Annotated in this window: 25 protein-coding genes and 1 pseudogene; 17 read left to right on the forward strand and 9 right to left on the reverse strand. The window is 59.5% G+C overall.

The window, feature by feature from the left end:
* Positions 1-24 precede the first annotated feature (24 nt).
* The 3 genes from obgE to FN828_RS05095 are packed head-to-tail and all read left to right on the forward strand — an operon-like array spanning position 25 to position 3,454.
* On the forward strand, positions 25-1,065 hold the full coding sequence (gene obgE / locus FN828_RS05085) for a GTPase ObgE (protein WP_142492322.1): 1,041 nt from the start codon (positions 25-27) through the stop codon (positions 1,063-1,065).
* Positions 1,053-2,159: a glutamate 5-kinase gene (proB, locus tag FN828_RS05090; protein ID WP_142492323.1), complete on the forward strand. Its 1,107-nt coding sequence runs from the start codon at positions 1,053-1,055 to the stop codon at positions 2,157-2,159. The genes obgE and proB overlap by 13 nt, the downstream gene beginning before the upstream one ends.
* Before the next feature lie 35 nt (positions 2,160-2,194).
* A complete protein-coding gene (locus FN828_RS05095; protein ID WP_142492324.1) occupies positions 2,195-3,454 on the forward strand; it encodes a glutamate-5-semialdehyde dehydrogenase in 1,260 nt (419 codons plus the stop codon).
* A 2-nt stretch (positions 3,455-3,456) separates the two neighbouring features.
* Here FN828_RS05095 and FN828_RS05100 read toward each other — a convergent pair whose 3' ends face one another.
* On the reverse strand, positions 3,457-4,053 hold the full coding sequence (locus FN828_RS05100; protein WP_235891403.1) for a histidine phosphotransferase family protein: 597 nt from the start codon (positions 4,051-4,053) through the stop codon (positions 3,457-3,459).
* A 26-nt stretch (positions 4,054-4,079) separates the two neighbouring features.
* Here FN828_RS05100 and FN828_RS05105 point away from each other — a divergent pair, with 26 nt between their 5' ends.
* The 3 genes from FN828_RS05105 to FN828_RS05115 all read left to right on the forward strand — a co-directional run bounded on the left by FN828_RS05105 (position 4,080) and on the right by FN828_RS05115 (position 5,981).
* Positions 4,080-4,262, forward strand: coding sequence for a DUF3553 domain-containing protein (locus FN828_RS05105; protein ID WP_142492325.1), 183 nt, complete (start codon positions 4,080-4,082; stop codon positions 4,260-4,262).
* Positions 4,263-4,377: 115 nt separating this feature from the next.
* The gene (locus FN828_RS05110; RefSeq protein WP_142492326.1) at positions 4,378-5,157 is read left to right on the forward strand and encodes a GNAT family N-acetyltransferase; all 780 of its coding nucleotides are present in this window, start codon (positions 4,378-4,380) and stop codon (positions 5,155-5,157) included.
* Positions 5,158-5,189: 32 nt separating this feature from the next.
* Positions 5,190-5,981 (forward strand): lysophospholipid acyltransferase family protein, encoded by a 792-nt coding sequence (locus FN828_RS05115; RefSeq protein ID WP_235891404.1) that lies wholly within the window; start codon positions 5,190-5,192, stop codon positions 5,979-5,981.
* Between the two features lie 56 nt (positions 5,982-6,037).
* Here FN828_RS05115 and mnmA read toward each other — a convergent pair whose 3' ends face one another.
* Positions 6,038-7,177 carry a tRNA 2-thiouridine(34) synthase MnmA gene (mnmA, locus tag FN828_RS05120; protein ID WP_142492327.1) on the reverse strand — a complete coding sequence of 380 codons (1,140 nt, stop codon included), beginning with the start codon at positions 7,175-7,177 and terminating at the stop codon, positions 6,038-6,040.
* 121 nt (positions 7,178-7,298) lie between these two features.
* On the opposite strand from mnmA, the gene sciP reads away from it, so the two are divergent.
* The 5 genes from sciP (at position 7,299) to FN828_RS20970 (ending at position 13,201) form a co-directional block, all read left to right on the forward strand.
* On the forward strand, positions 7,299-7,577 hold the full coding sequence (sciP, locus tag FN828_RS05125) for a CtrA inhibitor SciP (protein ID WP_142492328.1): 279 nt from the start codon (positions 7,299-7,301) through the stop codon (positions 7,575-7,577).
* A 97-nt stretch (positions 7,578-7,674) separates the two neighbouring features.
* Positions 7,675-8,394, forward strand: a complete 720-nt coding sequence (ctrA, locus tag FN828_RS05130; RefSeq protein ID WP_142492329.1) for a response regulator transcription factor CtrA — start codon at positions 7,675-7,677, stop codon at positions 8,392-8,394.
* 81 nt (positions 8,395-8,475) lie between these two features.
* A complete protein-coding gene (gene ligA, locus FN828_RS05135; protein ID WP_408033795.1) occupies positions 8,476-10,887 on the forward strand; it encodes an NAD-dependent DNA ligase LigA in 2,412 nt (803 codons plus the stop codon).
* Positions 10,884-12,974, forward strand: a complete 2,091-nt coding sequence (gene recG, locus FN828_RS05140) for an ATP-dependent DNA helicase RecG (protein ID WP_142492330.1) — start codon at positions 10,884-10,886, stop codon at positions 12,972-12,974. The genes ligA and recG overlap by 4 nt, the downstream gene beginning before the upstream one ends.
* A 104-nt stretch (positions 12,975-13,078) precedes the next feature.
* Positions 13,079-13,201, forward strand: a complete 123-nt coding sequence (locus FN828_RS20970; RefSeq protein ID WP_268987200.1) for a hypothetical protein — start codon at positions 13,079-13,081, stop codon at positions 13,199-13,201.
* A 204-nt stretch (positions 13,202-13,405) separates the two neighbouring features.
* On the opposite strand, the gene FN828_RS05145 is transcribed toward FN828_RS20970, so the two are convergent.
* Positions 13,406-13,858, reverse strand: a complete 453-nt coding sequence (locus FN828_RS05145; protein WP_142492331.1) for an iron-sulfur cluster assembly scaffold protein — start codon at positions 13,856-13,858, stop codon at positions 13,406-13,408.
* Between the two features lie 66 nt (positions 13,859-13,924).
* On the opposite strand from FN828_RS05145, the gene hisI reads away from it, so the two are divergent.
* On the forward strand, positions 13,925-14,284 hold the full coding sequence (hisI, locus tag FN828_RS05150; protein WP_235891405.1) for a phosphoribosyl-AMP cyclohydrolase: 360 nt from the start codon (positions 13,925-13,927) through the stop codon (positions 14,282-14,284).
* Between the two features lie 112 nt (positions 14,285-14,396).
* Here the strand turns inward: hisI and gluQRS are convergent, their stop codons facing one another.
* Together gluQRS and trmFO are read right to left on the reverse strand one after the other, a co-directional pair.
* Positions 14,397-15,275: a tRNA glutamyl-Q(34) synthetase GluQRS gene (gene gluQRS, locus FN828_RS05155; RefSeq protein WP_142492333.1), complete on the reverse strand. Its 879-nt coding sequence runs from the start codon at positions 15,273-15,275 to the stop codon at positions 14,397-14,399.
* Positions 15,275-16,618, reverse strand: coding sequence for a methylenetetrahydrofolate--tRNA-(uracil(54)-C(5))-methyltransferase (FADH(2)-oxidizing) TrmFO (trmFO, locus tag FN828_RS05160; RefSeq protein WP_142492334.1), 1,344 nt, complete (start codon positions 16,616-16,618; stop codon positions 15,275-15,277). Before trmFO ends, gluQRS begins: the two co-directional genes overlap by 1 nt.
* A 108-nt stretch (positions 16,619-16,726) precedes the next feature.
* On the opposite strand from trmFO, the gene FN828_RS05165 reads away from it, so the two are divergent.
* Positions 16,727-16,912: a hypothetical protein gene (locus tag FN828_RS05165; protein ID WP_142492335.1), complete on the forward strand. Its 186-nt coding sequence runs from the start codon at positions 16,727-16,729 to the stop codon at positions 16,910-16,912.
* Here the strand turns inward: FN828_RS05165 and FN828_RS05170 are convergent.
* A complete protein-coding gene (locus tag FN828_RS05170; RefSeq protein WP_235891406.1) occupies positions 16,906-18,216 on the reverse strand; it encodes a cytochrome-c peroxidase in 1,311 nt (436 codons plus the stop codon). The genes FN828_RS05165 and FN828_RS05170 overlap by 7 nt on opposite strands.
* A 154-nt stretch (positions 18,217-18,370) precedes the next feature.
* Positions 18,371-19,165: pseudogene (locus tag FN828_RS05175) on the reverse strand (enoyl-CoA hydratase); the annotation flags it as partial.
* Positions 19,166-19,213: 48 nt separating this feature from the next.
* On the opposite strand from FN828_RS05175, the gene FN828_RS05180 reads away from it, so the two are divergent.
* Positions 19,214-19,633, forward strand: coding sequence for a PaaI family thioesterase (locus FN828_RS05180; RefSeq protein WP_142492337.1), 420 nt, complete (start codon positions 19,214-19,216; stop codon positions 19,631-19,633).
* An 85-nt stretch (positions 19,634-19,718) separates the two neighbouring features.
* Here FN828_RS05180 and FN828_RS05185 read toward each other — a convergent pair whose 3' ends face one another.
* Positions 19,719-19,952 carry a DUF1127 domain-containing protein gene (locus FN828_RS05185; protein WP_142492338.1) on the reverse strand — a complete coding sequence of 78 codons (234 nt, stop codon included), beginning with the start codon at positions 19,950-19,952 and terminating at the stop codon, positions 19,719-19,721.
* A gap of 96 nt (positions 19,953-20,048) precedes the next feature.
* Between FN828_RS05185 and FN828_RS05190 the strand changes: the two genes are divergently transcribed.
* From FN828_RS05190 to rpsI, 3 genes are all read left to right on the forward strand, one after another.
* Positions 20,049-21,425 carry an aminotransferase-like domain-containing protein gene (locus tag FN828_RS05190; protein WP_142492339.1) on the forward strand — a complete coding sequence of 459 codons (1,377 nt, stop codon included), beginning with the start codon at positions 20,049-20,051 and terminating at the stop codon, positions 21,423-21,425.
* Between the two features lie 171 nt (positions 21,426-21,596).
* Positions 21,597-22,058, forward strand: coding sequence for a 50S ribosomal protein L13 (gene rplM / locus FN828_RS05195; RefSeq protein ID WP_142492340.1), 462 nt, complete (start codon positions 21,597-21,599; stop codon positions 22,056-22,058).
* Positions 22,059-22,061: 3 nt separating this feature from the next.
* Positions 22,062-22,547, forward strand: a complete 486-nt coding sequence (rpsI, locus tag FN828_RS05200) for a 30S ribosomal protein S9 (RefSeq protein WP_142492341.1) — start codon at positions 22,062-22,064, stop codon at positions 22,545-22,547.
* 157 nt (positions 22,548-22,704) lie between these two features.
* On the opposite strand, the gene FN828_RS05205 is transcribed toward rpsI, so the two are convergent.
* Positions 22,705-23,334, reverse strand: a complete 630-nt coding sequence (locus FN828_RS05205; protein WP_142492342.1) for a TorF family putative porin — start codon at positions 23,332-23,334, stop codon at positions 22,705-22,707.
* Positions 23,335-23,569: the final 235 nt, after the last annotated feature.

Here is a 23,569-nt window from a genome sequence, read left to right on the forward strand (position 1 = left end):
GGGCCTTTGCGATAGGAGACGACCATGAAATTTCTTGATCTCGCAAAGGTCTATATTCGCTCTGGGTCGGGCGGGGGCGGCTGTGTCAGCTTTCGCCGCGAAAAATTCATCGAATATGGCGGCCCCGATGGGGGCGATGGTGGCACTGGCGGGTCCGTCTGGGCCGAAGCCGTGGATGGGCTGAATACCCTGATTGACTTCCGGTATCAGCAACACTTTTTCGCTGATAATGGCCGCCCCGGCATGGGGCGGCAACGCACAGGTGCGGATGGTTCGGATATCGTGCTGCGGGTGCCGGTCGGGACCGAGATTTTGGACGAGGATCAGGAAACCGTGATCGCCGATATGACCGAGGTCGGGCAGCGTGTGCTGCTGGCCAAAGGCGGGAATGGCGGTTGGGGCAACCTGCATTTCAAAACCTCGACCAATCAGGCGCCGCGCCGGGCCAATCCGGGGCAAGAGGGCGTGGAACGTACCCTGTGGCTGCGGCTGAAGCTGATCGCAGATGTGGGGCTGTTGGGCCTTCCGAACGCAGGTAAATCCACCTTCTTGGCGGCCACGTCCAACGCACGACCCAAGATTGCGGATTACCCCTTTACCACGCTGCACCCCAATCTTGGGGTTGTGGGGATTGACGGCGTTGAATTCGTCGTGGCCGATATTCCGGGTCTGATCGAAGGCGCGTCCGAGGGGCGCGGTTTGGGCGATCTGTTTTTGGGCCATGTGGAACGCTGCGCGGTGCTGCTGCATCTGGTGGATGGCAGTTCCGGCACGCTGATCGAGGATTACCACACCATCATCGGCGAATTGGAAGCCTATGGCGGCGGCCTGGCCGAAAAGCCGCGCGTGACGGTGCTGAACAAGATCGACGCGCTGGACGACGAAGAACGCGCCTTCCTGAAGGAAGAACTGGAAGACGCCTGCGGTGGGCCGGTCATGCTGATGTCCGGCGTGTCGCGCGAAGGGGTGGATCAGGTGCTGCGTGCGCTGCGATCCCGGATTGACGCCGACCGTTTGCGTCAGAAAAAGTCCGAGGAAGACGAGGGCGAAACGTGGCATCCCTGACAGCCGCACAGCGTTTGGTGATCAAGATCGGCTCGGCCCTTTTGGTGGACCGGGCGACGGGCAGCTTGCGGGCGGATTGGTTGAAGGCGCTGGCCGAGGATGTGGCTTGGCTCAAGGGGCAGGGCAAGGATGTGATCCTTGTGTCCTCTGGCTCTATCGCGCTGGGGCGCGGGGTGCTGGGCCTGCCGCGCAGCGATCTGGCGCTGGAACAATCGCAGGCCGCAGCGGCTGTGGGGCAGATCCGTCTGGCCCGCGCCTACGAAGAGGTGCTGGCCCCGCATGGGATCACCACGGGACAGGTTTTGGTGACGCTGGAAGACAGCGAAAACCGCCGCCGTTATCTGAACAGCAGGGCGACGCTGGAAACCCTGATCGGGTTGGGCGTGGTGCCGATTGTGAACGAAAACGATACCGTGGCCACCGATGAAATCCGATATGGCGATAATGATCGTCTGGCGGCACAGGTGGCGGTGACGGTCGGGGCGGATCAGTTGATCCTGCTGTCGGATGTGGATGGGTTCTATTCCGCCAATCCGCAGACCGACCCCGATGCCAAACGGTTTGAAATCGTCGATACTATCACGCCCGAGATCGAGGCGATGGCGGGCGAAGGTGTGTCTGGCCTGTCCAAGGGCGGCATGATCACGAAGCTGATGGCGGCCAAGATGGCGATTGCCGGGGGCTGTGCGATGGCAATCACCGAAGGGTCCGCCATGCGCCCGCTGACCGCGCTGGAAAACGGGGCGAACGCCACATGGTTCTTGGCGCAGGACGATCCGCATCAGGCCCGCAAACGCTGGATTCATTCGATGAAACCTAAGGGGGAAATCGCGGTGGATGCCGGGGCAATGGAAGCCTTGGGAAAGGGCAAAAGCCTTCTGCCTGCGGGCGTGAAGGGCATTACAGGAGTTTTTGGCCGTGGTGACCCCGTGGCTATCCTTGGCCCAGACGGGCGCAAGCTGGGGCAGGGGTTGGCGCGATATACCGCCGCCGAAGCCTTTCGGATCAAGGGCCACCGTTCGGACGAGATCGAGGATATTCTGGGCTATCCGGGCCGGGCCGCGCTGATCCATCGTGATGACATGGCGTTGTAACGCCGTTTACTGACAGGGAAACCGGAGGTCAGATTATGAAAGACGCAACCGATATTCACGCGCTGATGACCGATCTGGGCAAGCGCGCCAAAGCCGCCGCTGCCGAATTGGGCTATGCCAGCGCGGAACGTAAACATGCGGCCCTGATCGCGGCCGCCGATGCGGTTTGGGCGAACCGCGCCGCAATCATTGCCGCCAATGCCAAGGATCTGGAGTATGGCCGCGATAAGGGGTTAAGCCCCGCCATGATGGACCGTTTGATGCTGGACGAGGACCGCATTCAGGGGATCGTCAACGGGCTGCGGGCCGTGGCAGAGCAGGCCGATCCGGTGGGCGCGGTGATGGCGGAATGGGACATGCCCTCGGGGTTGCATATCCGCCGGGTGCGCACGCCGTTGGGGGTGATTGGCGTGATCTATGAAAGCCGCCCCAACGTGACCGCCGATGCCGGGGCACTGTGCCTGAAAGCGGGGAATGCGGTGATCCTGCGCGGCGGATCGGAAAGTTTCCATTCTTCGGGGGCGATTCACGCCTGTCTGGTCGAAGGACTGAAAGCCGCCAATCTGCCCGAGGATGCAATTCAACTGGTCCCCACCCGTGACCGGGCGGCGGTGCAGGAATTGCTGACCATGACGGATTATGTGGACGTGATCGTGCCGCGTGGCGGCAAGGGGCTGGTGGGGCTGGTTCAGCGCGAAGCGCGGGTGCCGGTTTTTGCCCATTTGGAAGGTATCGTTCATATTTTCGTGGACAAGGACGCCGACCCGGAAAAAGCGCTGCGCGTGGTTCTGAACGCTAAAACCCGCCGGACGGGGATTTGCGGGGCGGCGGAATGTCTTCTGATTCACAAGGACATAGCCGACACGCTGGGCGCGGATCTGCTGCGTGCATTGGTGCAGGCCGGGGTCGAGGTGCGGGCCGAAGGGCTGTCTGTGGACGGCACCGTTCCCGCCAGCGCTGATGACTGGGGCAAGGAATATCTGGATTCGATCATCGCCGCGAAGCTGGTGGATGATGTGGATGGGGCGATTGCCCACATCCGCCGCTACAGTTCCAGCCACACGGATTGCGTGATCACCGAAAACGATGCCGTCGCAGCGAAGTTTTTTGAACGGTTGGACAGCGCGATCCTGATGCGCAATGCCTCGACCCAGTTCGCGGATGGCGGCGAATTCGGGATGGGCGCGGAAATCGGCATTGCCACCGGCAAAATGCACGCGCGTGGCCCGGTTGGGGCCGAACAACTGACCAGTTTCAAGTATCTGGTCGAAGGGGACGGATCGGTTCGCCCCTGAGCCTAAAACTGAATCGTGGCCAAGGTGTCGGTAAACGTTACCTTGGCCTGTTTTCCCAGTTCCGCCAGCAACCCCGGCAGGATTGCGAACTGTACCTGCCCGGCGGTCAGGCCTGTTGGCGTGTGGGGGGCTTGCAGATGCGCCCATAAGTCCGGCTGTGGAGTTATGCGCCGTCCGGTGGCGTGCAGGGTCCAGTGATCACCGCTATGGGACAGCGCGATTTCCCCGCCCAACGGCAGGGCCGTTTCCAGACACATCGCTGCCAGAAATGCTGCCCGTGCCGTAGCGCGGTTTGGGGCGTCGGTGCCGGTCCAACGCATTGCAATACGTCCACCGCGCGACACATCGTTCAGAATTTTTTCGATTTCAGAAGGGGTTACATGCTGGCCCTGCGATGCCTTGCCAAAGGCCACCCGAAAGAACTGCACCCGCGCATTGGCATTGTCGACGCTTTCGGCGATCAGGGACAATTCCGGTGATGCGGGCAACTCCATCAAAAGCAATTCCAACCCGTTCCCAATCGCCCCAATGGGGCTGATCAGATCGTGACAGATGCGCGACCCTATCAATGCCCCCAGATCAAGGTTATCGTGTGGCAAAACCAACCCTCCGAAAGTGGACCCTTATGGACGATCTGAACGCCTTCTTGGAACCCGGTATGCGCGTCTTGCACCCCGAATGCCCCGAATGGGGGATCGGGCAGGTACAATCCAACATCCACGGAAAAATCACCGTGAACTTCCCCGAGGCCGGTAAGGTCGTGATCAACGGATCGCGTATATTACTGACTCCGGTGTTTGATGACTGATTGTGGTTTACGAAAGGTTAACACAACCAAGGGTTTGGTAAACCCCCGCCGGTGTCTGTTGCTTTTCTGCCCCGGCTTTTCTACAAGCGAGTAAAGCTTTCCGGGATCAGGACGCATGACGGAACAGGCGCCGCAATTCATTGTAAAACTTGCACAATCCTCAGAGGAGTTGCAGGCCGCACAACGCCTGCGCTACGAGGTTTTCGTGGCCGAACTGGGGGGCGGCGGTCCGTTGGTGGATCACGCGGCACGGTTGGAAAAGGATCATTTCGATCCGTTTTTCGATCACTTGATCCTGTTGGATCAGGCACGGGCCGGGGATGTCGCGGATCAGATTGTTGGGGTTTACCGGGTGTTGCGCGACGACCAAGCCGCACAGGCGGGGCAGTTTTATTCCGAAGATGAATATGACCTGACCATGCTAAAATCCAGTGGGCGGAAGCTGCTGGAACTGGGACGGTCCTGCCTGCACAAAGATTATCGCGGCGGTGCGGCGATGTTCCACCTGTGGAATGCTTTGGCGGCCTATGTCCTTGAACATGAAATCGAAATTCTGTTTGGCGTAGCCAGCTTTCATGGCACCGATCCGGCGGAATTGGCGCAACCGCTTTCCATGCTGTATCACAACCATCTGGCCCCCGCCGATCTGCGCGTGACTGTGCGGCCTGAACATGGGGCGCGGATGGACCTGATCCCGCGGGATCAACTGGACCGTAAGGCCGCGATGCTGGAAGTTCCCGCGCTGATCAAGGCCTATCTGCGGCTGGGGGGCTGTGTTGGCGACGGCGCTTTCGTTGACCGGGCATTCAACACCATTGACGTCTGTCTGATCATGGATACGAAACAGTTGAACGAAAAGCAGAAAAACATTTATTCCAAGGGTCTTATGGCGTGAACCTAAGTTGGGATATGCCGCCGGAACCGAAGATGCCCCCAATTGGGGCTATGGGCTGGGTGCGGGCCTTGGCACGGGGGATTCCCTTGGCGTTTCTGGTGTTCGGCGGGCTGTTCATCCTGTTGTTGGTGCGGTTGGCAGAGCAGCCGATTTACGGTCTGCATCGTCCGATCACGCCCTTCATTACGCAATTTGTCTGCCGCAATGCGTTTCGCATTTTAGGGATCAGATTTGAAAGCCAAGGCCAAGTCATGAAAGAACGCGGCGCTGTGGTCGCTAACCATTCGTCGTGGCTGGATATTTTTACGTTGAACGCCCGGAAGCGGATTTATTTCGTGTCCAAGGCCGAGGTGGCAAAATGGCCCTTTATCGGCTGGCTGGCGCGGGCAACGGGGACGGTGTTTATCAACCGCGACCCGAAAGAGGCAAAGGCCCACCAAGACCTGTTTGAAAATCGGCTGCTGGCGGGACATAAACTGCTGTTTTTTCCCGAAGGGACATCAACGGATGGTGTTGTGGTTTTGCCTTTTAAATCAACGCTTTTTCAGGCGTTCTTCACTGATCACTTGCGGCATGAATTGCATATCCAACCCGTTTCGGTGATCTATCGTGCACCCGTCGGGGCGGACCAGCGGTTTTATGGCTGGTGGGGAAATATGGAATTCGGCCCGCATCTGCTGAAGGTGCTGGCGGCTCCGAAACAGGGGTCGGTTCTGGTGAAATATCACGCGCCTGTGCGGGTGGATGATTTTCCGAACCGCAAAACATTGGCCGCGTATTCAGAAAAAACTGTGCGCGATGGGGTGGAAACCGCCGCCCGTTAACGGATTGGTAAGGGGCGAACCGGCATGATCCGCCCCATGTACCATTTATCCTGTTTTCAGCCCTTCCAGATCCAGCCTCCGCCCAGAATCCGCGATCCTTCGGTTTCATAGAATACGCAGGCCTGTCCGGGGGATACGCCTTCCTCGGCGGTCAGCAACTCAACCTGGGCGGTGGTGTCGGTTAGCGGGCGAATGATCGCATCACGCGGGGGGCGCGTTGACCGGACCTTGACCCGCACATGCCATTCGGGCTGTGACGTCAGCGGGGCATCGCCCAGCCAGTTGATTTCCCGCACAGGGATGGTGCGGGTGGCCAGCAGTTCCTTGGGGCCAACGACAACCTGCTTGGCGTCAACGTCCAGCTTGACCACATAAAGCGGCTCGGACAGCCCGCCAATGCCCAGACCGCGGCGTTGCCCGATCGTGTAATGGATCACACCGTTATGGTCGCCCAGCACCCGGCCATCGGCGTGAACGATCTGACCGGGTTCCGCCGCGCCGGGGCGCAGCTTTTCGATGACCGAGGCATAGTTGCCGTTCGGCACAAAACAAATGTCCTGACTGTCGGGTTTATCCGCCACGGCCAGCCCATATTTAGCAGCCAATGCGCGGGTGGCGTCCTTGGATGGCAGATGCCCCAGCGGGAAGCGCAAAAACGCCAGTTGTTCCGGCGTGGTAGAGAACAGGAAATAGCTTTGATCGCGGTTGGCATCCGCCGCGCAATGCAGTTCCGGCCCATTTTCGCCCATCTTGCGCTGGATATAATGGCCGGTGGCCATGCAATCGGCCTCCAGATCCTTGGCGGTTTCCAGCAGATCCTTGAATTTCACGCGCTCATTGCAGCGGATACAGGGCACCGGGGTCGCGCCTGCCAGATAGCTGTCTGCGAATTCGTCAATCACGGCTTCCTGAAAAATGTTTTCATAATCCAGAACGTAATGGGGGAAACCCATTTCCTCGGCCACGCGGCGGGCATCGTGGATGTCGATCCCGGCACAGCACGCGCCCTTTTTCGCCAGCGCGGCCCCATGATCATACAGTTGTAGCGTGACGCCAACTACATCATAGCCTTCTTCGGCCAGCATCGCTGCCACCACGGAACTGTCCACACCGCCGGACATCGCCACGACAACGCGCGTTTCCGATGGCGGTTTGGCAAAGCCCAAAGAGTTCAGTTTGGTCGTATCATCCAGCATTGGCGGCATCCCCATCAAAGTACGCGAGAATATAGGAAAATCCTAATTACTCTCAAGCCCCGGTTTCACCTGCTGTTAAACCCTGCGGCCCAATTTGGCCGAAAGAACAAGGAAAACCGACATGTATCTGAAAAAAGTCGATGGGTTGCGGGCGGTGACGCTGCCCGATGGTACGGTGATGACGCAGGCGGATTTGCCCCCGGCGGAAACCCGGCGCTGGGTGGCGCGGCGCAAGGCGGCGGTTGTGCGTGGGGTTTTATACGGGCTGATCACACAAGAGGAGGCGCTGAAACGCTATGCGCTGAGCGAAGAGGAGTTTTATGAATGGTGTCAGGCAATTGCCAACCACGGAGAGGAGGCGCTGAAGACGACATCTATTCAAAAGTATAGACAACTTTAGCGATAGTGTTGTAATTAATATCCGACGATAACGAGTGATTAACCTTTATTGGTCAAGGTTGAATCGAATTAACGGGCAATTTGCGGAGAAATTAACAATGCGCGTGCTGCTGGTAGAGGATGATCCGACAACCTCGAAAAGTATCGAAATGATGCTGACCCATGCCAATCTGAATGTGTACACCACGGACCTTGGGGAAGAGGGAATCGACCTGGCGCGGTTGTATGATTACGATCTGATCCTGCTGGATCTGGGGCTACCGGATATGCACGGGCACGAGGTTTTGCGCCAGATTCGCCTGTCCCGCGTGGATACCCCCATCCTGATCCTGTCCGGTTCAGATGATGCCGACAACAAGATCAAGGGCTTTGGATTCGGGGCAGACGATTACCTGACCAAACCGTTCCACCGCGAAGAACTGGTGGCGCGTATTCATGCGATCATTCGACGGTCCAAGGGACATGCGCAATCAGTAATCCGGACCGGCAAAATCAACGTGAACTTGGATGCCAAAACGGTGGATGTAGGCGGCAAGGCGGTACATCTGACCGGCAAGGAATATCAGATGCTGGAACTGCTGAGCCTGCGCAAGGGTACCACGCTGACCAAGGAAATGTTCCTGAACCACCTGTACGGCGGTATGGATGAACCGGAACTGAAAATCATCGACGTCTTTATTTGCAAGCTGCGCAAGAAGCTAAGCCAGGCCACCGATGGGGAAAACTACATCGAAACGGTATGGGGGCGGGGCTATGTGCTGCGCGATCCGGTGCCGATGGCAATGGCGGGCGGGGATCGTCTGGCAATCGGGGCCTGAGGCGCGAAAATCCTGCGCGGCGTCTGGACCTTGGCCCAGTGCGCCCCTATCACTTTGGGCAAGTGAACAGGGGAATACGCCGTGACCGCAGATATCGCCGCAGAGTTGCTGACCCAAGCGCAAGCAAAGGCCGAACTGGCCCGTCTGGCTGCGCTGATTGCAGACGCGAACGAAGCCTACCACGGCAAAGATGCGCCCCGGATATCGGACGCGGCCTATGATGCGCTGAAACTGCGCAATGCCGCGATCGAGGCACGGTTTCCCGCGTTGAAACGCGCGGACAGCCCCAGCGAACAGGTGGGGGCCGCCGCTGCCGAAGGGTTTGGGAAAGTCACCCACGCGGTGCGGATGATGTCCTTGTCCAATGCCTTTGCGGACGAAGACGTGGCCGAATTTGATGAAACCGTGTGCAAATTTCTGGGGCAGGCGGCGGGCAGTCTGGCCTATACGGCTGAACCCAAGATTGACGGGCTAAGCCTGTCGCTGCGCTATGAGCAGGGCCAATTGGTGCAGGCGGCCACGCGGGGCGATGGCGAGGTGGGCGAAAACGTCACCGAAAACGCCCGCACCATCGCGGATATACCCCAATCGCTGACAGGTGCCCCCGACGTGCTAGAGGTGCGCGGCGAAGTCTATATGAGCCACGCCGATTTCGCGGCGCTGAATGACCGGCAGGCCGAGCAGGGTGGAAAATCCTTTGCCAACCCGCGCAATGCGGCGGCGGGGTCATTGCGGCAACTGGATGCGGAAATCACCCGGTCGCGCCCGTTGCGGTTTTTTGCCTATAGCTGGGGGGAACTGTCCGAGCCGTTGGCCGATACGCAGATCGGCGCGATTGAACGGCTGGCAAAACTGGGATTTCAGACCAACCCGCTGACCCGGATGTGTCCCACGACGCAGGACATGCTGGCGCATTACCGCCAGATCGAGCAGCAACGGGCGACGCTGGGCTATGATATTGATGGCGTGGTTTACAAGGTAAACGACCTGTCGCTTCAGGCGCGGTTGGGGTTCCGGTCAACCACCCCTCGCTGGGCGATTGCGCATAAATTTCCCGCCGAACTGGCCTGGACGAGGCTGGAGGCAATCGACATTCAGGTTGGCCGCACCGGGGCGTTATCCCCCGTGGCGCGGTTGCAGCCGGTGACGGTGGGCGGTGTGGTGGTCAGCAACGCGACCCTGCATAACGAAGATTACATTGCCGGGCGCGATTCCAAGGGGAGCGAGATTCGCGGTGGCAAGGATATTCGCGTGGGCGACTGGGTGCAGGTCTATCGCGCGGGGGATGTGATCCCGAAACTGGCCGATGTGGACCTGTCTAAACGTAATGCTGATGCGGTGCCTTTCGTTTTTCCCACCACCTGCCCGGAATGTGGATCGGATGCGATCCGCGAAGAAGGCGACGCCGTGCGCCGCTGTACGGGGGGGATGATTTGCCCCGCGCAAGCGGTTGAGAAGTTGAAGCATTTCGTCAGCCGCGCGGCCTTTGACATCGAAGGGCTGGGGGCAAAGCAGGTTGAATTCTTCTATGTCACCTGTCGGATTTCCGAACCGGCGGATATTTTCCGGCTGCGGGATCGTGATGGGAATGTGGATCATCTGACTGCCGATCCCGCCCAGCGGACGCACCAACAGCTTAGTGATCCTGAACGGCGCAGCGATGTGCTGACCGGGTTGGCCGATATGCTGCGCAATTCCGGCATTACGGTCGAGGATGATGTGCCACATGTTATTGCCGGGATACGCCATCTGGCGGGCAAACCGCTGGCGCAGGTCAAGGGCTGGGGTGAAAAATCGGCGCAGAACCTGTTCGCGGCGATTGACCAGCGGCGCAGCATTCCGCTGAACCGGGTGATTTTTGCGCTTGGCATCCGCCATGTGGGCGAGGTTGTGGCCGCCGATCTGGCCCGCCATTTCGGGACATGGGACGCCATGATTACCGCACTGGACGCCGCGGCCCCGGCGATGGAGCGGCATTTGCAGGCCGAAGCCGCCGTATTGGATGAACGCGCCGCCGCAACCGCACAGGGGCGGCGGGCGCGGATTGCGGATACCAAAGCGGCGATTTGGGCGGCGGACCCTGCCTTGGCGCAAACGGCCCGCGAGGCATGGGACGAACTGGTGGGCGTGGATGGGATCGGGACGATTGTCGCGGTGGAACTGGTGTCCGCCTTTGCGCAATCCGCCGAACGCGCGTCTATCAATCGGCTGATGCAGGAACTGGACATTCAGGCAGTCGAAGCCCCGGACACCACAGGCAGCCCCGTGGCGGGTAAAACCGTGGTGTTCACTGGCACGCTGGAAAAAATGACACGGGCCGAGGCCAAGGCCCGCGCCGAAGCCTTGGGCGCGAAGGTCGCGGGATCGGTCAGCAAGAAAACCGATATTCTGGTGGCCGGGCCGGGGGCGGGATCGAAGGCGAAAAAAGCCGCTGAACTGGGGATCATGACGCTGGACGAAGACGGCTGGCTGGCGCTGATCGGCGACGCATGAGCGGGCGGCCCGAAGCCCTGTTCCCGCTTTTCGCGGAGCTGGAAACGCTGCCCGGCGTGGGGCCGAAATCCGCGCAGCATTTGGCGCAGATCGGTATCAGTAAACCGCGCGATTTGCTGTTTACCTTGCCCTATTCGGGGGTGGACAGGGCCATGCGGGCCAGTGTGCGGGGGGCGGTGCTGCCGGATGTGATCACGGTGCAGGTCACGGTGGGCGCGCATAAAGCCCCGCGAACCAAGGGCGGGGCCTATCGCATCACTGTCGAAGACGCGGAAACCGCATTTCAGTTGGTGTTTTTCCACGCGCGGGGGGATTACCTGCAAAAACTGCTGCCCGTTGGGGCGCAGCGCATCGTGTCCGGTAAGGTGGAAATGTTCGATGGCATCGCCCAGATGGTGCATCCCGATCATGTCCTTCCGCCCGAGGAGGCGGCAGATATTCCGGCCTTTGAACCCGTTTACCCGCTGACAGCCGGGGTGACGCAAAAGCAGATGGTCAAGGCAGTGGCTGGGGCGTTGCAGCGCGTGCCGGACCTGCCGGAATGGATTGATCCGCAACAGGTGGCGCGGGCCGGATGGCCGGATTGGGCCAGCGCAATCCGCGCCGCACACAGCCCTCAGGCCCCCGAAGATCTGGCTGCCAGCGCCAAGGCGCGGGAACGTCTGGCCTATGATGAATTCATGGCGCATCAGGTGACGCTGGCATTGGCGCGGTCGCGGTTGCGCAAATCCAAGGGGCGACAAACCAAGGGTTCAGGCGCGTTGCAGGCGCGGGTGCTGGCCTCGCTGCCGTATCAACCCACCGGGGCGCAGCGCCGCGCCATCGAAGAAATCGCAACGGATATGGCCGCGCCGGTGCGGATGAACCGATTGCTACAGGGCGATGTGGGCGCGGGGAAAACGCTGGTCGCCTTTATGGCGCTGCTGATTGCGGTCGAAGCAGGCGGGCAGGGCGTTATGATGGCCCCCACTGAAATTCTGGCTCGTCAACATCTGGAAGGGCTGCGCCCGCTGGCCGAAGAGGCGGGCGTGGTGCTGGAAATCCTGACGGGTCGGGACAAAGGGGCCGAACGCCGCGCCAAACTGGCGGCGTTGGCGCGGGGCGATATTCACATGCTGGTCGGCACCCATGCGGTGTTCCAGAAAGACGTGGAATTTCATGATCTGCGGCTGGCGGTGGTGGATGAACAGCACCGCTTTGGGGTGCGGCAGCGGTTGGAGCTGGGAAAAAAGGGCGCGATGGCCGATGTGCTGGTGATGACGGCCACGCCGATTCCGCGCTCCTTAGCGTTGGCGCAATATGGCGATATGGACGTGTCGGTGCTGGATGAAAAACCGCCGGGGCGCAAACCGATCAAAACGGCGATGGTATCCACCGCTCGGATGGACGAAGTGATCAATCACCTGCGCCGCGCCATTGCCGAGGGGCGACAGGCCTATTGGGTCTGCCCGTTGGTAGAAGAAAGCGAGGTCATGGACCTGACCGCCGCCGAGGAACGGTTCAAAATCCTGCGGGCTGCATTAGGCGAAGGTCGCGTGGGGTTGGTGCATGGCCAGATGCCCCCGGCGGAAAAAGATGCCGCAATGGCCGATTTCGTGGCCGGGCGCACCAGTGTTCTGGTGGCAACTACAGTGATCGAGGTGGGGGTGAACGTCCCCAACGCATCCATCATGGTGATTGAACGGGCCGAATATTTCGGGCTGGCGCAATTGCATCAGTTGCGCGGGCGGGTTGGTCGTGGATCGGCGGAATCGACCTGTCTGCTGTTGTATCAGGCCCCGCTGAACGAAGGGGCACAACGCAGGCTTAGCACCCTGCGCGATACCGAAGACGGGTTTCGCATTTCCGAAGTGGATTTGGAAATGCGCGGGGCGGGGGATTTGATCGGCACCGCCCAATCCGGCCTGCCGCGATTCCGGGTGGCCGATATGGAACGGCAGGCTGCGCTGATGGAAGTGGCGCAAAGCGACGCGCGGGCGTTGCTGGCGATGGACCCCACGCTGGACAGCCCCCGTGGGCGGGCGGCCCGTGTTCTGCTGTGGCTGATGGAACAGGATCAGGCGATCCGTTTGATTTCAGTGGGTTAGGTTTAGTGTTCCACTTTGTTCGCAAATGTTCTCAAAAAGTTCTTGATCCGACTCGGTGGATATGAGAACAAATGAGCAACAAAGGTTAACAAGGAGTTGCCGCCATGATCCGCCAGATTGCAGATATCGTGACCCGCGCCGAAGATACCCTGTTGGGGGATGTTCTGGGGCTGGCGTCGCTGGTTGTGATGACCGTGGCCGCGCTTCACCTGCCTGCGTTGTTCTGAGTTTCTGCCTGCGGTCTGACCTGTTCCGCCTGACGCGCCAACATGTCCCAAGTTTCGGCGCTGACTTTACTGCCTGTCCCAAGTCCTCGGTTGTTGCCTCTTCCGATGTCGGTGGGCGTCCCCGGTCAGACACGCGACTTTGCCGCCGCCTTCCATATCGGAAGTGCGGCGGTTTTTTTATTCACGGTAAACGAAACAGGAAAATCAGGCGCAGGCGGTTTCGGCAGCCTTGTCCATCGCTTCCAGCGTGGCTTCGATTGCCAGCATGATTGACGCGTGGCGGTTTTTGTAATCACGGGCGGGGCGCAGCACCTCGAACCCGTCAAATGGCGCGTCGGGGGTGGGGCCGTCCTGTTTCAGCAAGGCTTTGAGCTGATCGCGGGCCGTGGCGATCTGTTCACGGGTACAGCCCGGCGCAGAAGCCCCCACAACGGCAGCGGCAGCCTGTCCCAAAGCGCAGGCTTTGACATCCTGCCCATAGCGGTCAATCTTGCCGTCCTTCACGGTGATATCCACGGTCACGGTTGACCCGCAAAGCGGCGAGCGTTTCTTGACCGTTGCATCGGGATGATCCAGCCGTTCATCATTGGGAATATCCGCCGCAAGCGCCAGAATCCGGCTGGAATAAAGTTTGATCAGGTCTGTTTCGCCGCTCATGGCTTTTCCTTCGTGGTTCTGTGGCATAGATAGGGGGCCAAACCGCAGATGCAAAAGGTTTATCCCATGTCATTCGATCCCGCCACGCTGAAATATACCGACCAAGGTCTGATCCCCGCCATCGCGCAGGATCACGAAACCGGCGAAGTGCTGATGATGGCGTGGATGAATGCCGAATCCGTGGCGCGGACGCTGGACACCGGGCGCGTGACCTATTGGAGCCGGTCGCGGCAATCGTTCTGGGTGAAGGGCGAAAGCAGCGGGCATGTGCAGGAATTGGTGGATTTTCGCGTTGATTGTGATCGCGATTGTCTGCTGGTCGTGGTGAAGCAAAACGGCCCTGCCTGCCACACCAATCGGCGCACCTGTTTTTATACCGCCGTGCGGGACGGGGCCGAAGTGGAGCTGATGAAGCCCGAGGTGTGACCGCAATCGGGGGTGGGGGCGCTGCCCCCGGCCTGCGGCCTCCCCCGGAGTATTTCAGATCAGAAAGAAGCGGCAGGGGCGTGAGCTGCGTTAAGGTTAATCTGTGGACAGGTTAATCAAGGCCAACCATTTTTCGGATGTCATGGGGGCTTGCGCCCTCGGCCCGGTATTTGGCGATGGCGCGGGCATCATCGCGTTTGGCCAGCCGTTTGCCCGTATCATCCCGGATCAGCCGGTGGTGGTGATAGGTTGGGGTTGGCAGGTCCAGAAAATGTTGTAGCACCACATGGATTTGTGTAGCTTCAAACAGATCCCGCCCGCGTGGCACCAGCGTGACGCCCTGTGCCGCGTCATCCAGCACGACGGACAGGTGATACGACGTTCCAATATCGCGCCGCGCCAGAATGATATCGCCGACCCCGTTCAGCAGGGTTTCCGGGGATAGGGGGATCAGGCCGGTTTCCCCCGCCGGGCCAGCGCCGGTTTCTGTGAAACACAACGGACGGCGCAGGGGGCGGTTGCGCAACACGGCCAGCGCCCGCGCCATGTTCAGACGCAGCGCGCTGTCGGGCAGCGGTTGGCGTGGATCGGGGATATGGCGGCAGGTGCCGGGATAGACGATCCCATCGGGACCATGCAGCGGCGCGCCTTCTTGGGGCGCGGAGGCGGCTGCCAGAATATCCCGCCTGTTGCAGATGCAGGGGTATAACAGCCCTCGTGTCCACAAATAACGCAGCGCCGTGCGATAGATCGGCAGTCGGTCAGATTGACGCAGCACCGGGCGGGGCCAGTTCAGCCCCAGCCAATGCAGATCGTCATAGATGTGTTGTTCCCATTCCGGGCGGGCGCGGCTTTGGTCGATGTCTTCGATCCGCAGCAGGAAACTGCCGTTTTGTGCCTTGGCCATGTCATGGGCCAGCAGTGCGGAATAGGCGTGACCCAGATGCAGCGGCCCGGTGGGGCTGGGTGCAAAACGGGTCACGTAATGCATTAGATTTGCGCCTCAAGCCATTGATTAAATTCTTCTTTGGCGCGATCTGTGTAGGCTTTGTAGCGGTCTTTGCGTCCACGCCGCCCGCCCTTTAGTCCATCCACCGGACGGAACAGGCCGAAATTCACGTTCATCGGCTGAAAGGTCTTTGCCTCGGCCCCGCCGGTGATGTGGTGGATCAGTGCGCCCATAGCGGTGTCCTGCGGGGCGGTGGGCAGCGGTTTGCCCAGAATTTCAGCCGCCGCCAGGCGCCCGGCCAGCAGGCCCATCGCGGCGGATTCCACGTAACCTTCGACGCCCGTAACCTGACCGGCAAAGCGGATATTGGGGCGCGATTTCAGGCGCATCTGATCGTCCAGCAAAGTGGGGGAGTTCAGGAATGTATTGCGATGAATCCCGCCCAGACGCGCGAAAGAGGCATTTTCCAGACCGGGGATCATTTTGAACACCTCGGTCTGTGCACCGTATTTCATTTTTGTCTGGAAACCCACGATGTTATAAAGCGTTCCTAATGCGTTGTCGCGGCGCAGTTGCACCACGGCATAGGGCTTGTTTTCCGGGGTGTGGGCATTGGTCAGGCCAACGGGTTTCATCGGCCCGTGGCGCAGGGTTTCGCGGCCACGTTCGGCCATCACCTCGATTGGCAGGCAGCCATCGAAATAGCCTGCGGTTTCGCCTTCGTGGAATTCTGTCTTATCGGCGGCCAGCAGCGCATCAATAAACGCTTCGTACTGGTCTTTGGTCATAGGGCAGTTCAAATAGGCTTTCTGCTCCGCCTCGGTTTCGCCCTTGTCATAGCGCGATTGCAGCCACGCCACATCCATGTTCACGGTGTCTGCATAGACGATGGGGGCGATAGCATCGAAAAACGCCAGACGTTCGGCCCCGGTTTCGCGCTGGATCGCCGCGCCCAACGCCGAAGACGTCAGCGGCCCCGTGGCAATGATCCAATGGCCATCACTGGGCAATTCGGTGATTTCGCCCGGTTCAACGCTGATATTGGGGTGTGCCAGCAGCGCCTGTGTCACGCTTTCCGAAAACGGATCACGGTCCACCGCCAACGCCCCGCCCGCAGGCAGCCGGTGGCGTTGCGCCATTTGCATAATCAACCCGTTCGCGGCCCGCATTTCCCAATGCAACAAGCCCACGGCATTCTGTTCGTCATCGTCCGACCGGAACGAATTGGAGCAAACCATTTCGGCCAGATTGCCGGTGCGATGCGCAAAGGTTTCCACCTGTGGCCGCATTTCGTGAATGATGACGCGGACGCCCATATTGGCGGCCTGCCAGGCGGCCTCGGACCCGGCCATGCCGCCGCCGACGATATGAAGTGTGTTTTCCATGCGCCGCGATGTAGGGCAGGCGAGGCCGTTTGGAAAGGGGTTTCATCTGCGTGCATTTGGCGATTTTGCTAAGTCAGTGAGCCTGCCTCCAAAGAAAGGAGGCCCAAAATGGCAGATGGATTATTTCAATATGGGGCGGCTCGGCAGCTAGCAATTGCGGGGGTGCCCGCGAATCTTGCGTTTGGGATAATGAAGCAATTTCTGGTGTCGATTGATCCCGAGCTAGCGGTCGACGAGTATCGTTTGAGGGCGTTGCTTCATAGGGCCTATGATCCAAGAAGTGTCGGCTACTGATCCACTGGCAGTCCCGATGGCACGGTTTTTGGCACACCCAGCCGCCCCTTGGCGGCGGTGGTGTCGGTCAGCGCGGACAGGAAGGCCACCAGATCGTTGATTTCTGCATCGCTGAGCGGGGTGTCGGGCAATTCATTTCCTGCGGCAATGTCCAGCAGTTCGTTCTGATCGTCCAGCGCCTGCCAGTCCGCAAAGGGATAATCCGTCAGGATTGCCTGCGTTCGGTCATAGCGCAGCAGCGATCCGACGGGTGCGGCATGGTGGCGGATGATGGCTGGCAGCGTGGCAAACGCCCCGCTATGGCCGTAGGGCGCGGTTTGCGTGACATTGCGCAGCGATGGCGTGCGGAACCGATACAGGTCGTCGGGATCGCCCGTCACATATGCGCGCCCCCGGTCGATATAATCGCCCGGTTCCTTGCCGGGGCCGATTTGCGGCATGGCGATGGCGTGAAATCCGTGATCGGTTTGGAATGGGCCAGAATGGCAGGTGTTGCACCCGGCGGGACCATAAAACAGCGCCATGCCACGGGTTTGCGCGGCATTCAGCGCCGTCGTGTCGCCGTTCAGATAGGCATCAAGCGGGGCGTTGATGGCCTGAAACTCAAAGGTGATGAATTCGGCCAATGCGGTGGCAATATCGGTGAAATGCACCGGCGCGTCAGGCCCGATCATGGCATCAAACCGGCTGCGATAGGCGGGGATGTTGTTCACGCGGGCCGCCAGATGCGCCCAAGCGGCGGGGGCATCGCCCCGCGCCACGGCATCGGCCACCGGGTTTTCGCCCAGTTGCCCGGCCATTTCATCCGCAGACAACGGCGGCAACATCGCCTGCGCCGACAAGGGCGAGGGCAGGGCGCGTTCCAGTGGGCGATCAGCGGGCATCCGCAGCCCAAAATCGGCATCGTCGCTCAGCTCCACCCGGCCATCGTGGAACATCACCGCATATTCATAGGCCCCGGTATTCCACAGCGCGGGGGCATTGCGGGGGATGCGGGCTTGCGGTTCCTGCCCGGCGATTATGCTGCGATCCGGGCCAAGCCCCGTGCCGCCTTCGCCGACGGACAATGACATGCCGTCAGACGTGCCCAATCGCGGGTGGTGGCAGGTGGCGCAGGAAATGTTCAGATTGCCGGACAGGATCGGATCGTAAAACAAATCCCGGCCCAGCAGGGCCAATTCCATATCCGTGTCAGGGAAGGACGAGAGGGTCGCCCGTTCGGGCAGTTCAGCGGCCAGAGAGAGATTGGCCGAGAGAGAAAGAACGCCAAGGGCGACCCACACTCGCATGATCAAGAGGTTCATCACTTCCTCTTCTCGTTCTGTCTAACAAAAGCATTTACGGCAGAAAAGTGGCAAATGCGAAAACAATAAGGCACGTTTTGGAAACGACGTGGTTTTTTACCGTAAAACCCCTGAAAACCCTACCGAAATTGGCAGGGTTTTCGGGGGTGTGGCATTATTGTTGCCAGTTGGGCGGGCGCTTTTCCAAAAAGGCGGCGATTCCTTCGGCGGTGTCGCGGTACAGCATGTTTTCCACCATCACATCGCCGGTATATGCATAGGCTTGATCCTGCGGCATCTGGATTTGGTTGTAAAACGCCTCTTTGCCGATTTTGACGGCAGCCCCCAATTTGTTGGCGACTGTTTCGGCCAGATCTTGCGTGGCGGCGGCCAGTTGGTCATGCGGTACAACCCGGTTGATCAGCCCCAGAGTTTCGGCTTTCTCTGCGGCGATAAATGCGCCGGTGCTGAGCATTTCAAACGCTTGTTTGCGTGGAATATTACGCGACAGCGCCACCATTGGCGTGGAGCAAAACAGGCCGATATTCACGCCATTGACGCCGAATTTCGTGCCTTCTGCCGCGACCGCCATATCGCAAGAGGCCACCATCTGACAGCCTGCGGCGGTGGCAATGCCATGCACCTGCGCAATCACCGGCTGCGGCAATTTCTGGATCGACATCATCATCCGGGCGCAACGGTCGAACAGGTCTTTGAAATAGGCCTTGCCGCCGTCTTCGGCCTGACGACCGGCGGTCATTTCCTTCAGGTCGTGGCCTGCGCAGAATACTTTGCCTTCGCCGGACAGGATCACCGCGCGAATCGTGCTGTCCGTGGCCAGCCGGTCAAATTCGGTTTGCAGTGCTTCCAGCATCGCGTCTGACAGGGCGTTCAGCGATTGGGGGGCGTTCAGTTTCAGGTGGGCAATCGCGCCCGTGTCGTGACGTTCCAGTAATGCCATCTTGTTCTTCTCCTCTTTCCCGGCAACTTTAGGGGGAACAGGAAAGGGAGGGAAGCGATGGCTGTGAAAATGTCAGCGCAGGAATTGATGGACTTCATGGCGCGGGAATTTCCGCAGGTGAAGAACGATTTTATCGTCGAAGATGTGCGCGATATGGGGGTCACTGTGCGGATGCCCGTGGCGGATCGTCATTTGCGGCCGGGGGGGACGGTATCGGGGCCAAGCATGTTTGGGCTGGCCGATTGTTCCATTTACTTTGCGGTGCTGGCGATGATCGGTCCCAAGGGGCTGGCGGTGACGACCAATTGTTCGCTGGATTTCATGCGCAAACCCGAAGCAGGGCGCGACCTGATCGCGGAATGTAAGCTGTTGAAACTGGGCCGTGTTTTGGCCGTGGGCGATGTGCTGATCTATTCCGAGGGCAAGCCGGAACCGGTGGCCCGCGCCACCATGACCTATTCGATTCCGCCGAATTGATGCGGGGCGCACGGGGCGCAACGGATAAGAAAAAAAGCCGGGGACAGGCCCCGGCTTCCAGTACATTCCAACGCGGACGGGGTCGTTACGCGCGCCAGAATGGGCGACGGGCCTCCGTATAAGCCACGTCGCGTTCCACGCCGATGTCCCGCAGTTGCGCGTTCGTTAGTTTCGACAGCGCCTTTCGGGTGCGGTATCGGCTGTCCCATTTCGTCACAGTCACCGCAAATGCCACCGCCCAACGGGCCACGACAGGGGCCGGATGCCCCAGATCGTAGGTGATGACTTGTGCGGCAAGCAGGGCTGGCTGCTGTGACATAGGACAAATCCTTTGATTGTATTGACACAATGTAGCGTGATTGCTACGTCATTATAGATACAATTCCGGATACAAAGCGTCTAGGAAAACATTGTTATGGGTACAAATTGGCGCCCTGAGCTGTCGATGGCGGGTCGGTCGAAATACAAGACCTTGGCGGATGAAATCCGTAGCGCGGTTGCTGATCAGCGTCTTGGGGCGGGGGAACAATTGCCGCCTGTGCGGGAACTGGCCTATCAATTGTCGGTCACGCCGGGGACTGTGGCGCGGGCTTATTCGCTACTGACCGAAGAAGGTGTGCTTCAGGCCGGTGTTGGGCGTGGCACCTTCGTGGCCGAGGCGACGACACAGGCAGACGATGCTATTGCTTGGCCGCAGGTGTTGAACCTGCGCAGCCCCTTGTTGCCTGATATGGGGCAAAGCCAGCTTTTGCGGGATGCGATGCGAAAAACGGCGGATCACATGCCCGCCGAAGAATTCATGAACTACCCGGATCGCCGCATGGATTTGCCGCTGCGCCGGGCCTTGCGGCGCTGGATGGCGGATTTGCCGATTGGCAATTTCACCGCCGAGGACATCGTGCTGGCGCATGGGGCGCAAAACGCCCTGATGCTGGTGATGCAAACCGTGCTGAATGGCCCGGACCCGGCCGTTGCTGTCGAGGGGCTGACCTATCCGGGGTTTCGCCGGGCGGCGGAATTGTGTCGGGCGCGGGTGGTTGGGGTTGCGTGTGACGACCAAGGGCCAATCCTGTCTGAATTGGAACGGGTGGTGCGCGAAGAAGGGGTACAATTATTTTGTACCTCTTCCGAAGTGAACAATCCCACCGTGCGGTTCACCAGCGACACCCGGCGGCGTGAAATTGCGGTGCTGGCGCGGCGTTTGGGGCTGAATATTCTGGATGACGATTGTTATGCAATCGGCCCGCATGGGGCGGAAAGCTATCATTCGCTGCTGCCTGAATTGGGGTGGTATGTGTCATCGCTGTCCAAGGCGCTGACCCCGGCCTTGCGCGTTGGCTATGTGGTGGCCCCGCGCGAAAGGGTACAGGAATTGGCGCGAACCGCAGCGTTCAGCTTTTTCGGGATGTCGCGGCCTTTGACGGAAATGACGCTGGAATTCATGTCCGATCACCGTTTGCTAAGCGTGGCCGCCAAGGTCCGGGCGCGGATGAACGACTTGATCCGTGATACGGTAAACCATCTGGGGGGGCATCAGGTGGCGTGGCGCGAAGATGTGCCATTCCTGTGGGTGATGCTGCCGGGGGGGTGGCGGTCCGCCAGTTTCGTTCGCGCCGCCGAGGCACAAGGCGTTGTCCTGAAAAGCGCCGAAGACTTCGTTTTACGCGACGCTCGTGCGCCCCATGCGGTGCGCATTGCCGTGAACGGGCAGGTCGATACCGCCCGGTACGAGGCCGGAATCGTGCAGCTTCGTGCCTTGTTGGATAACCCGCGGGATGAATTCACGGTCTGAGGGCGGTGAAAATGTGGGGTATTTTGATACCTATTTTTTAACCATTTGAAAACGCTTATAAAATTCACGAATGGCGCGCTTGACTGTGGTTTTAGTCCCTATATAACGCCGCAATCGAATTCGGATGGGGGCCTGTGCCGCCATCTTCAACTGAACAAGGGTAATCCCGCGATGAAAACCTTCTCTGCTACTCCGGCAGACATCGAGAAAAAGTGGATCATCATCGACGCCGAAGGCGTGGTGCTGGGTCGCTTGGCTTCGATCGTCGCCATGCGTCTGCGTGGCAAGCATAAGCCGTCGTTCACCCCGAACATGGATATGGGCGACAACGTTATCATCATCAACGCCGACAAGGTGCAGATGACTGGCAACAAACGCGCTGACAAAAAATACTACTGGCACACTGGCCATCCGGGCGGCATCAAGCACCGCACCGCCGGTCAGATCCTGGAAGGCGCATACCCCGAACGCGTGGTGACTGCCGCCGTGAAGCGTATGCTGCCGGGCAACCGCCTGTCGCGTCAGCAGATGACCAACCTGCGCGTTTATGCCGGGGCCGAGCATCCGCACGCCGCCCAGAACCCCGAAGTTCTGGACGTCAAGTCCATGAACTCCAAGAACACCCGGAGCTGATAAATGGCCGATCAAATCAATTCGCTGGAAGAGCTGGGCGCAGCAACCGGTGCCGCTGCTGTGGTCGAAGTTGAAGCCCCCCGTGAACCCGTTCGTGACGAACTGGGCCGTTCCTACGCCACCGGCAAGCGTAAAGACGCTGTTGCCCGCGTTTGGATCAAGCCGGGTTCGGGCAAAGTATCCGTGAACGGCAAAGAGATGAATGTCTACTTTGCGCGTCCGGTGCTGCAAATGATCCTGCGTCAGCCGTTCACCGTGGCTGGCGTCGAAGATCAGTTCGACGTTGTTGCCACCGTCAAAGGCGGCGGTCTGTCCGGTCAGGCCGGTGCCGTGAAGCACGGTATCTCGAAAGCCCTGCAACTGTACGATCCGTCGCTGCGTGGCGCACTGAAAGCCGCTGGCTTCCTGACCCGCGACAGCCGCGTTGTGGAACGTAAAAAATACGGTAAGGCCAAAGCCCGCCGTTCGTTCCAGTTCTCGAAGCGTTAATTTTCGCTTTATGGAATACGGAAAAGGCCGCCTTTGGGCGGCCTTTTTTGTGTGTTGTGGCGGGGGTTGGCTGGTCGATCTCCGTAGCCACATAAAAAGGCGGACCCCGAGGAAGCCCGCCTTCTGACGCCGGATTGGAACGGCGCTGCCTGTATTCTTAGCCTGCGATCGAGAAATCGTAGTAAGCCGTGAAGGTGATCATCGGCGATGCGCTTTCGGAATCTTCGAACAGCACTTCGAAGGATACCTCGTCGGTCAGACCGTAAAGGAAGGACAGTTCGCCATAGGTATCGTCTGCGCCGTCAATCCCGACCAGCGGGGTGATGGTCCATTTGTCGTTGACGGCAAATTCCACAGCGATGCTGTTGTCGAACGTGTCGGCATCCGGGTCCCAGATCAGTTCGTAGGTGGCTGCAACAGAATCGCTGAACGCATAGGTCAGGTCGGTGGTTACGTCATACGTCCAGTAACCGCTGTCGTCGCCCCAGTAGCCGGTGACATAGACATCGTAGCTGAAGTTGTCGTTCACATCGCCTGCGTAACCGATGTACAAGTCGTATTCCACATCATCGGCTGGATCGTCCAAAGAGCCGATCCAGATACCGCCATACAGGCCACCATAGGCGGCTTCGACATAGCCTTCGACGGTTTCGCTGGTGTGGTCCAGATCTTTGTCAAAATACAGGCTGGCCGCAAGGCCGCCGGACAGTTCTACCGATCCTGCATAAGCGCCCATCGGCAGAAGGCACAGCGCGGTGGCTGCGCAAAGGTTTTTGGGGGTGAACATACGTTGTCCCTTCTTTCCGTATATCGTTATTTTATGCCCGACTGTTGCCTAGTCCGTTCCCGGCAGAAGAGGCCGGTCCGTTTGGGTAAGGGGTCGAAGCCCGAGTCTTTTACTCTGTCTTCTCGCCATTGTCCCGCCCAGTCGTCATAAATATGTGATGCTGCGATGCGGAATTAGTAAATGCTGCACAATGGCAACAGGGACAGCATTCTTGACCTGCTTAAATATGATGCTG

Source organism: Thalassovita litoralis, assembly GCF_900182725.1.
Taxonomy (GTDB): Bacteria; Pseudomonadota; Alphaproteobacteria; order Rhodobacterales; family Rhodobacteraceae; genus Thalassobius; species Thalassobius litoralis.

What these genes read in the sequence shown, in the direction of transcription:
- FN828_RS05115 (WP_235891404.1), top strand. Translation starts at nt 5,190, where the DNA reads ATGCCCCCAATTGGGGCTATGGGCTGGGTGCGGGCCTTGGCACGGGGG.
- recG (WP_142492330.1), top strand. Translation starts at nt 10,884, where the DNA reads ATGAGCGGGCGGCCCGAAGCCCTGTTCCCGCTTTTCGCGGAGCTGGAA.
- FN828_RS05165 (WP_142492335.1), top strand. Translation starts at nt 16,727, where the DNA reads ATGGCAGATGGATTATTTCAATATGGGGCGGCTCGGCAGCTAGCAATT.
- trmFO (WP_142492334.1), bottom strand. Translation starts at nt 16,618, where the DNA reads ATGGAAAACACACTTCATATCGTCGGCGGCGGCATGGCCGGGTCCGAG.
- sciP (WP_142492328.1), top strand. Translation starts at nt 7,299, where the DNA reads ATGTATCTGAAAAAAGTCGATGGGTTGCGGGCGGTGACGCTGCCCGAT.
- FN828_RS20970 (WP_268987200.1), top strand. Translation starts at nt 13,079, where the DNA reads ATGATCCGCCAGATTGCAGATATCGTGACCCGCGCCGAAGATACCCTG.
- FN828_RS05185 (WP_142492338.1), bottom strand. Translation starts at nt 19,952, where the DNA reads ATGTCACAGCAGCCAGCCCTGCTTGCCGCACAAGTCATCACCTACGAT.
- mnmA (WP_142492327.1), bottom strand. Translation starts at nt 7,177, where the DNA reads ATGCTGGATGATACGACCAAACTGAACTCTTTGGGCTTTGCCAAACCG.
- rpsI (WP_142492341.1), top strand. Translation starts at nt 22,062, where the DNA reads ATGGCCGATCAAATCAATTCGCTGGAAGAGCTGGGCGCAGCAACCGGT.
- FN828_RS05110 (WP_142492326.1), top strand. Translation starts at nt 4,378, where the DNA reads ATGACGGAACAGGCGCCGCAATTCATTGTAAAACTTGCACAATCCTCA.
- FN828_RS05205 (WP_142492342.1), bottom strand. Translation starts at nt 23,334, where the DNA reads ATGTTCACCCCCAAAAACCTTTGCGCAGCCACCGCGCTGTGCCTTCTG.
- ctrA (WP_142492329.1), top strand. Translation starts at nt 7,675, where the DNA reads ATGCGCGTGCTGCTGGTAGAGGATGATCCGACAACCTCGAAAAGTATC.
- obgE (WP_142492322.1), top strand. Translation starts at nt 25, where the DNA reads ATGAAATTTCTTGATCTCGCAAAGGTCTATATTCGCTCTGGGTCGGGC.
- FN828_RS05105 (WP_142492325.1), top strand. Translation starts at nt 4,080, where the DNA reads ATGGACGATCTGAACGCCTTCTTGGAACCCGGTATGCGCGTCTTGCAC.
- gluQRS (WP_142492333.1), bottom strand. Translation starts at nt 15,275, where the DNA reads ATGCATTACGTGACCCGTTTTGCACCCAGCCCCACCGGGCCGCTGCAT.
- FN828_RS05095 (WP_142492324.1), top strand. Translation starts at nt 2,195, where the DNA reads ATGAAAGACGCAACCGATATTCACGCGCTGATGACCGATCTGGGCAAG.
- rplM (WP_142492340.1), top strand. Translation starts at nt 21,597, where the DNA reads ATGAAAACCTTCTCTGCTACTCCGGCAGACATCGAGAAAAAGTGGATC.
- FN828_RS05145 (WP_142492331.1), bottom strand. Translation starts at nt 13,858, where the DNA reads ATGAGCGGCGAAACAGACCTGATCAAACTTTATTCCAGCCGGATTCTG.
- FN828_RS05170 (WP_235891406.1), bottom strand. Translation starts at nt 18,216, where the DNA reads ATGAACCTCTTGATCATGCGAGTGTGGGTCGCCCTTGGCGTTCTTTCT.
- hisI (WP_235891405.1), top strand. Translation starts at nt 13,925, where the DNA reads ATGTCATTCGATCCCGCCACGCTGAAATATACCGACCAAGGTCTGATC.
- FN828_RS05180 (WP_142492337.1), top strand. Translation starts at nt 19,214, where the DNA reads ATGGCTGTGAAAATGTCAGCGCAGGAATTGATGGACTTCATGGCGCGG.
- FN828_RS05190 (WP_142492339.1), top strand. Translation starts at nt 20,049, where the DNA reads ATGGGTACAAATTGGCGCCCTGAGCTGTCGATGGCGGGTCGGTCGAAA.